Below are 2,414 nucleotides of genomic sequence, written 5' to 3' on the forward strand. Positions count from 1 at the left end.
ACGGATATGAAGTTTGAGACATTGAATTATGCTATTCAGGATGTTCGGAAAGAAGCAAGACAAGCTGCTGCTATTGGTCTAGCAGTATCTAATTTAAGCTATGACGATACACCGGGAAAATTAAGTTTTTCACTTGGTACGGGTGTATGGCGCAGTCAATCTGCACTTGCTATTGGAGCTGGTTATATGTCTGAAAATGGAAGATTTCGCTCTAACGTATCTGCAACAAGTTCTGGGGGACATTGGGGTGTAGGTGCTGGATTTAGGGTAACACTGAATTAACAATAGAAAATTCGAAATAAATTTTCCTTCTCTTATCAAATGCGTTACATGTGCCATTTAAAGAGAAGGAAAGTTATTTTTATCATAAATGAATAGCAATAAAAGATAAGGGCGTATTTCGAGTAAAAATATATTTTTTATTGTGAAATTTTATATGAAAAAATCATTTATCATCTCCAAAAGGAATTATTTGAATAATCGATATTTATTTTTAAGAGAGTTTTTCCTTCTTGTCTCATCAGACAAGGGGAAAAATTTTATAAGAAGTGATATTTTACACAGAAATTCATAGAGTAGTATACTTGTAAAGTTTTATAATAATATATTCTGTAATAATAATCTTAATGGGACTAATTAACAAAAAAATCACAAATGCAGAGTGATGTTTTCATATAAATTAACAGCATACGTGTAACCGCACAATATTTGAAAACTATACAGTTTATAGTTTATAATAGAATATCCACTGGGGGTATCCTTAAAGAAATAAAAAATCTCATTTTTTCCTTGCTATTTTTTAATAATCTGTATAAAGTGCGAAAAATTAATTAAAGGAAACTAGAAATCTTCTCGCAAAGCGGGGTGCGGTAAGTTATGGCAAAATTACAAAATCACAATTATCTGATCTCAAAAAGCTTTAAGAGATATAAATATAAAGCTCAGGGGTATCTCGCTTATTTTTACGGCAGAAGCGTAATAACCCTACAAAAAATGCTCTAAATTACTCAGCAAACAACTTAACTAACTTCCGCAATAAACATCTTTTATTGCCTCTTAAACACACAACACCTAATAATAGTACGCAAACATGTTTTTTCTACACTTCGTTCACCTTTCTTCACCTTTAAATTTAAAGGATCTGCTAAAGAAAACCCCACCTCCTTAAAGGAGGATAAATAAAAACCTTATTAATTGGACTATCGATCCCGTCGACTACTATATCATTGATATCTTAGATAGTCCTCTTCCGCATTATGACAACCCTAATCTTTTATAAAACAAAAAAAATAATCTCTGGAGCTTAGTAGCACCGGAATGTGTCTTTTTAATGTTTTTAATATCTTTTTCTTACTTAGAGGATTTATTATGAAAAAAATATATACCACACCACGCACGCTAGCAGTGAGTAATTTAAAAAAATCTTGCTCACCTTCTCGATTACCTTTTATTAAAACGCTTTCATTGGTTTCAGTAGCTGTCTTTTTATCCGGTGCTTCTCCTGTTTCTGCTTGTGATGCGTGGGGCAATATATCGCAGTATTTTGGTGCTGGTACAAATGTACTTAAAGATATTGCACCAACTTATATAATTAACGGTAGAGTGTACAGAGATGTTGGCTCTGCATTATATGGTTTGGAACGTTATGCTGCTGAAGTTGCGGGCAATAATCTTGTTAAGCAAGATAGCTCAGGGCTTATTACAATTGGTGCGAATGCACGTGGCAATAGAATAAGCATTGAAAATAGCTCTCATGAATTGAGAACTCTTACTGGTGTTAATAATGGTGTGATTTCGCCATTCTCGTCTGATGCAGTTAATGGCTCCCAAATTTTTTCTCTAGGTCTTGCTATTTCTAGCTATTTTGGTGGTGGTGCTGGATTTGATAGAGTAAAATGGACGCCTCCTACTTTTAAAGTTAAGGTTTTTGATAAGGATGGTAATGGAGCAGAAAAGAGCTATCATAATGTTGCAGATGCCTTTACAGGCGTAAATAGTTCTTTCACGAATCTTGATAAAAAGATTGAAAATGTAGTCGTTAATGTGGCAGGGAACAACCTTGTTAAGCAAGATGATACGGGACTTATTACCATTGGTGGAAAAGTAAATGGAACGAGGGTAAGTATTGCAAATATTGATAATGCGGTTCGGACTCTTTCAGGTGTTAATGCTGGTTCTATTACAGCAACATCGACTGATGCAATCAATGGTTCTCAACTTTATTCCATGAGCAATGTCGTTGCAGGCTATTTTGGTGGTGGTGCTGGCTATAAAGATGGAAATTGGAGTGCTCCTACTTTTACAGTTAAGGTCTTTGATAAGGATGGTAATGGAGCTGAAAAGAGCTATCATAATGTTGCAGATGCCTTTACAGGCGTAAATAGTTCTTTCACGAATCTTGATAAAAAGATTGA

At 34.3% G+C, this 2,414-nt stretch carries 1 protein-coding gene and 1 pseudogene; both read left to right on the forward strand.

Annotated elements, in window-relative coordinates; genetic code table 11:
- Positions 1–282, forward strand: a 282-nt coding sequence (locus ACFIML_RS08980) for a YadA-like family protein (protein ID WP_375615459.1), incomplete at its 5' end; no start/stop codon positions are given.
- A gap of 1,086 nt (positions 283–1,368) precedes the next feature.
- Positions 1,369–2,414, forward strand: a pseudogene (locus ACFIML_RS08985) (hypothetical protein); the annotation flags it as partial.

The sequence above is a fragment of the Bartonella sp. AC62GZZY genome (assembly GCF_042196525.1).
Lineage (GTDB): Bacteria > Pseudomonadota > Alphaproteobacteria > Rhizobiales > Rhizobiaceae > Bartonella.